General features: G+C 45.9%; 5 protein-coding genes. All 5 read right to left on the bottom strand.

Going from position 1 to position 5,653, the window contains the following annotated elements; translation table 11 throughout:
• Nucleotides 1–632: response regulator (locus tag U9P07_01400; GenBank protein MEA2108061.1), on the bottom strand; the 632-nt coding region annotated here is incomplete at its 3' end.
• Nucleotides 633–652: 20 nt separating this feature from the next.
• The gene (locus tag U9P07_01395; protein MEA2108060.1) at nt 653–907 is read right to left on the bottom strand and encodes a hypothetical protein; all 255 of its coding nucleotides are present in this window, start codon (nt 905–907) and stop codon (nt 653–655) included.
• Between the two features lie 587 nt (nt 908–1,494).
• Nucleotides 1,495–2,571 carry a KamA family radical SAM protein gene (locus U9P07_01390; GenBank protein MEA2108059.1) on the bottom strand — a complete coding sequence of 359 codons (1,077 nt, stop codon included), beginning with the start codon at nt 2,569–2,571 and terminating at the stop codon, nt 1,495–1,497.
• A gap of 51 nt (nt 2,572–2,622) precedes the next feature.
• The gene (locus U9P07_01385) at nt 2,623–4,431 is read right to left on the bottom strand and encodes a KamA family radical SAM protein (protein MEA2108058.1); all 1,809 of its coding nucleotides are present in this window, start codon (nt 4,429–4,431) and stop codon (nt 2,623–2,625) included.
• Nucleotides 4,432–4,501: 70 nt separating this feature from the next.
• The coding region (locus U9P07_01380) for a glutamine synthetase (GenBank protein MEA2108057.1) at nt 4,502–5,653 on the bottom strand (1,152 nt) is incomplete at its 5' end.

Here is a 5,653-nt window from a genome sequence, read left to right as displayed (position 1 = left end):
AGCTGGGCCACAACGATCAACGCGCAGACACCAACAAAAACAAGGACGAGAATCCCGCTCTTGTAAACCACCACGGTCTCCGCCGCAAATGCCGGGCTGATGGCCGCCAGAACCAAAAAGATTGTTGCGATAGTCGTTTTCATTTTTAATCCTCCTTTTCCTTTTCGTTCTACCCCTGGGTCATCTCCCGACTGGAGTTCCCCGGCAGAACCTTTTTTGGACATCCTTCTGTCCGTTGAGTTATGAAATGCACAGTAAACCACCTGTCTGATTTCCTCCCTGTCATCACCGTTTACAGGCTTTAAGGCATGATAGAATATCCCCTCTTGACGAAGTCTGCGGATAAGAGGGAGAGACTCTTCATTTGATATAAAGATAATGGTCAAGTTCTGGTTACATTTCTTTAAGAGGGGGATCATTTCCATTGCCGATAACCCGTCGAACTCGCTTCCCAACAGAATGACCCTGGCCTCTTTTTTCAGGACATCACGCAAAACAACATCCACGGAATCCGCTTCGATGACACTGTATTCGCTGCCGCTGAAATACCCGGCGATCCGCCTGCGAGTCTCCTCATCCCTGTCAGCTATAAGAAGAAGCTGCATGGTTCCCCCCTCCGCTTTTTCTAGCAATACCCCGGTAGCCCATCCAATCAGGTTTTGTCGGCCTCTCCATGGGCCGTAACTCTCTCATCGTTCCCTGCCTTCCCAAAAATAGCCACTAGAATGGACCTAAACATTATCATGGCGGGAATCAACTGAAAGGTAATGATAACAGCCATAAATCCGATGAAAATCCATCCGATAAGGCCGAGCCCCTCACCCCCAACGCCAGCGTTGCTCGCGGCAAAAACTGTATTTGCATTCAGGATGGTAACCAATGCGGCGATACGTAGTGTATTTCTCATTGTTCTCACCTCCTTGAATCTCCAAAAGGTTTCAATGTCTCTGCTCTATATTTTTTATACAATATACAGGAAGCATAAACCGTTCCAACAGGAAAATAAATCTCTTACTATTATATAACCTCTTGAATTTACTTGTTTTTATGTTATAATTGGGGAAAAGAGAATTTACTTTATTTCGTCCGGATGTATATGTTTTTTGTACATTGTATCCTCTTATATGGACCGCCGGGAGATATTGAATACCCTAACCCGCTGAAAATTAAAGGTTTATCAGATGTTCTTTGGGAGTATACAAAAAAAGTGCCCCTCATCTGATGAACGTCAATTATTTCCCGGATAACAGGAAATAGATTATCCAAGTTATCGTTAAGGAGGTGTTTGGATGATCACATACAAACAGGTGGGTAACAGGAGGATTGATGTCGCCTCAATTAAAAATTAATTTTGGGGCATTGAAGTGAAAAGCATGCGGGGTTGGAGTCATTTCTTGACAAAGGCGTAATGATTAGTTTTTGCTAAGGATCAGCAACAGACTTTGTCAAAATTTGACCCTGTCGCGCGGGGGGCAACGGCAAAGTTTACTGATTTTATCCAGGTATATTAGGAATTTTAGTAATTTCGTTTTTATAGTTTCGTAAGGTATATTCTTTTTCATTATGCTCTACAATGTAGTAATCCGGCATTAATGGAATCTTGCCGATATTAGTTGCCAGCACATACATTGGTTGCGCCAGGCCGCTGGTGTGGCCACGTATGGCATCACGGATCAACTCCGCCCCTTTTTCCACCGGCGTCCGAAAATGGTCCATCCCCGGAGCCGGTTCGCAATAAAATACATAATAGGGTCGAATACGAGTACGAAGCAATTTCTGGTGCAATTCTTTGAAGGTATCCACGTCATCATTGATCCCCTTCAACAATACCGCCTGATTTCCCACATTAATACCACAGCTCAATAATTCGTAAACCGCTTTTTCGGTTTTTTCGGTAATCTCTTTCGGGTGGTTACATTGGGTATTAAGCCAGACAGGAACTTGGTGAAAACCGCCGACAGCTTTTTTTAATCCAGCTGTAATCCGCTGGGGGAGAACTATCGGCAGCCGGGAGCCGATACGGATCATTTCTACATGCGGAATTTCACGGAGCCTGGCGACCAGGTATTCCAATTTATCATCTGAAAAAAGTAAGGGATCGCCACCCGTAATCAGGACGTCGCGGATTTCCGTATGTTCGCTGATCCAGACAAGTCCATCTTCTACATCAAAACGCAATTCTAAAGTTTTATCAACAACCAATTCTTTGCGAAAGCAGTGGCGACAATAAGTCGCGCAAATGTCGGTAACCGTAAAAGCAATCCGATCATGGTACTGGCGGGCGATACAATCCGGGCGAACTTCAGCGGTGGAGCGATTCTCTTTCCAGACCAGGTAATCTTTCATCCCGTATTTATTAATTTGCTCTTTTAGGGATGGAACTATCTGTCTCCGAATCGGACAAGAGGGATCATCCCGATCCATTAAAGAGGCAAAATAAGGGGTTGCCCCCCACTTGGTGTTTAAAGTATTGATTGCCTCCAGTTCATCTTCAGAGATGTTAATATATTTTTCCAGCTTCGCAACTGTGTTAACTTGATCTTTTATTTGCTCAATCCATTCTTCGGCCATTTATTCCTCTTTCAGTATTGCTGGCAAGGTTAAAAAAACTTCAAGTTACATTTAATTATACGACCATATTGTTTGATAATCTTCCATCTTCTCCCCGATTGCCGCCAGCCTCTTAAGATAATCCAGAATCGGCACATCCTTGTATATGTAGGGAGTTGGTGAAATCTTAACAATATCATCTTCCCAGGGATAGAACTCATAGATTCGTGAGCCATCGGCGGTCAACCCGATCAGATGGCGTTGACGGGTTGAGCGAATATAACTTTTACCCTGTCCCGGAACATTGAAAACGGCCTCGTCGGTACGTTCGATGCCGGGAGAAACTCGAGCTTCTTCGGTTTGCTCCTGGAGCAGGCGGGCAATCGGTACCCGGTAGTCGATGGTTTCTTCTTTGCCCTTGGTATTAAAACTGTAATAGGGATCAACACCAAGCAAACGCAGACGGCGACGTAAAGAAGCAGCCTCGAAACGGCGTGAGACAAAAAATGTGTAGACCAGCTGGTTGTATACCCCGATACCCTGACGTTTGAGCCGCTCAATAGCACCCACAACCTCAGGAGTCAACTCGTAACTGTTCTCAATATGGGTAACTACCACAACTTCACGCTGTCCCGGCCGTCGCAGGGAGCCCAAAAAGGCAGCCAGACGGTCTGTAATTCGCATCGGCATGGTTACCAGGGTCCGGGTTCCGATACGGATACGCTCAACCGTGGGAATGGCGGCGACCATACCGACTATACGTTCGACCAGTTCATCTTCCATGGCCAGCGGATCACCACCGGTTATCAAGACTTCACGAATCGCCGGGTGTTCGGCAATCCATTTAACCGCGGTTTCGATCTTCTTCGGCGATGCCAGGGCGTCAGCCGCCATGGCGTCTTCAATCTCCCAATTACGCTGACAATAGACACAAATTTGCGGGCAGGTATTAAAAGGCTTGAAAATACATATGGCTGGATAACGCCTGGTAATAAGATCGATCGGCGAAGTATCCTCTTCCAGCATGAAATCAAGATCAGAAAAATCACCTTGCGTTTGTCGTGTATTAACTACCTCTTCAACATACTCCGGCGGCGGCAATACCTGAGCTCTGACTGCCGCATCTCTGCGCAAATCAAGATCTTCATCGTCCATCAAGGAAAGATAGTGGGGCGTTACTCCAAACGGGAGACGATGACGCCGGGCCCGATCAACGGCCGCAACTTGCTCCGGGGTCAAAGTCACCAGTTTGCTGAGGGTCTCGGCGTCCTGAACAATATGCTGAATCTGCCAGCGCCAATCCTGCCACTGGGCATCGCTGGCCCCAAAGTATTTTTTTATCTGGTTTTGGCGCTGGTGGCGACGAAGCACGGTATCCGGTTCCAGGCCGTCACTGTAACGCGACATGAAACTCTCAGCCCTGAGCATCATAGCATCTAATTGTTGAGAACGTAAAATCGCCGCTTCGCGTCCTTCAAGATCAGTCTCCCCATGATCGTCTTTGACGAGAGTCTCAGGGCCGGTTTTGTAGCCGCACAACCCTTTAAACAAAAAAATAAGCTCGGCATAAAAAGCCGGTTGTAAATCCTGGCGCTCAACGTTGTGAGTAATATCAAATAGGGCCTGGACTACAGAAAAGCCGCTTTTCTCCTCCGAATGAGGTGAAAAAAAGGTTCGTAAAATGGAGGCGGATCGATTTATCTGATGCGCCAGATCCAGTCGAGCCGAAGATTGTCGACCCAGGGCCTCATTGGCCAGTTCATCAAGCAGAGTTAAAAGATCAGCCCGCCAATTTTCCAGATCATTAGTGCTCTCGTCATCTGAGGCAAACAATTTTGGCACCACATCCCGCAATTGGGAAATATCATAAGAATTCTGCAATGCAATTTTCCTCCATTAATCATTGATTTACCAGAACTTGGCTGCAAACTGAACGTGGTTGAAGATCGCCTTAAGTACTCAAATTTTTTCTATGTTCCCGAGGGGTAACATAGGTACGGTATGCTTCCCACTCTTCAGTTTTTAAAGCCATGTATTGCTCGTACAAGGGACTACCGAGAAAAGATTTTAAAAATTTACTTTTTTCAGCTTCGACAAGGGCTTCAAACATACTTTTGGGGAGGAACTGATTATCCCATAAGTGAGAACTTCTCTTCTTATAATTGCTCCCTATATCAGGTTTGCCGCAAGCTGTTTTTTGTCTGAGTCCTTCCAGTCCCATACCGATCAAAGTCGCCATTTGCAGATATATATTGCCCGCCGGATCCGGGGAGCGAATCTCAAAGCGTTTTTCCTTAGGATCTATTGTATAAGGAACCCTGATCATTGAGCTGCGATTTTTGTAGCCCCAGCCCCTGACCACCGGAGCTTCCCTGCCGGGAATATAAGCTTTATAGGAATTAAAGGTTGCCGCCATAATAATCGACGTTTCCCGGGCATATTTGAGGATCCCGCCAATAAAATATTTTGCGGTTTGGCTGAGATTATTTTCAGCCGCATGGTCGTAAAATACAGGCTTGCCTTCTTTATCCTGAGCGGACAGATGAATGTGGAGAGCGCTTCGATTCTGACCATTGAATGGTTTCGGCATGAAAGTCGCGTGCAAATCATTCTCATATGCGACTCGATGGGCCACGTAGGTAAAAAGAACAGTTCTATCAGCAACACTCAGTGGGTCAAGAGGTGCAAGATTAATTTCATGTTGTGATGGGGTTACCTCATGGTGCATTTTTTCAAAATGAATGCCGCTATTTCCCAGGGTCTGGACAATTTTACGGCGCGTAAACTCCCCTTTATCTTGCGGGCCGGCATAAAAATACCCGGCTTTGTCGCTATGGAGATCAGTACTGAATTCATCGTCGGTCAGTAAAAAGAATTCATGCTCAGGACTGGCAAGAAAAGATAAACCAAATTCTGCTTCGGCTTGATCCAAAACCCTTTCCAATAGTGATCTCGGATCACAAGATGATCTTTCTCCATGCTCCTCACTTATTCTGCCAATCAGAAAACCCAAATTTTCATTCGCGAACTCAATTTTCCGAAAACTTTCTGAAAGGGGAATAATGAGCTTGTCACTGTCATCAACACTTCCCTGGCCCGGAAC

This window comes from Pseudomonadota bacterium, from assembly GCA_034660915.1.
Taxonomy (GTDB): domain Bacteria; phylum Desulfobacterota; class Anaeroferrophillalia; order Anaeroferrophillales; family Anaeroferrophillaceae; genus DQWO01.
Note: the sequence above shows the minus strand (reverse complement) of the source record. Positions and strands in the feature narration are given on the sequence as shown.

What these genes read in the sequence shown, in the direction of transcription:
- U9P07_01390 (MEA2108059.1), bottom strand. Translation starts at nt 2,571, where the DNA reads ATGGCCGAAGAATGGATTGAGCAAATAAAAGATCAAGTTAACACAGTT.
- U9P07_01395 (MEA2108060.1), bottom strand. Translation starts at nt 907, where the DNA reads ATGAGAAATACACTACGTATCGCCGCATTGGTTACCATCCTGAATGCA.